Below are 509 nucleotides of genomic sequence, written 5' to 3' on the forward strand. Positions count from 1 at the left end.
AGGCGAACATGTAGGTCAAAAAGGCTCGCTAGTTCAAGCAGAGCGTTTGCGTTTTGACTTTTCACATTTTGAAGCTGTTACTAAAGAAGAATTACGCGAAATTGAACGTGTAGTAAACGATGAAATTCGTTGTAACTTTGCGTTAAGTACCGAGCTTATGGCAGTAGATGACGCTAAAGCAAAAGGTGCAATGGCGTTATTTGGCGAAAAATACGATGACGAAGTACGTGTAGTTACTATTGGGGACTACTCTATTGAGCTTTGTGGTGGTACACATGTTGAACGCGCAGGTGATATTGGTTTATTCAAAATAGTATCTGAAAGCGGTATTGCTGCGGGTGTTCGTCGTATTGAAGCGGTAACCGGCGCTGACGCGATTGCCTACGTGAGTGAGCAAGAGCAAAAGCTAAATGATGTAGCTGCTGTAGTTAAAGCCGACAGCGCGTCAGTACTTGAAAAAGTAACTGCGCTGCTTGATAAATCAAAACAGCTAGAAAAACAAATTGCGC

The 509-nt window shown here is 42.8% G+C and carries 1 pseudogene; it reads left to right on the top strand.

What is annotated here, in order from left to right:
* Positions 1-509, top strand: a pseudogene (locus AAEY62_RS20200) (alanine--tRNA ligase); the annotation flags it as partial.

Origin of the sequence: Pseudoalteromonas sp. GW168-MNA-CIBAN-0100 (assembly GCF_040309225.1) — a bacterium.
Classification (GTDB): Bacteria; Pseudomonadota; Gammaproteobacteria; order Enterobacterales; family Alteromonadaceae; genus Pseudoalteromonas; species Pseudoalteromonas arctica.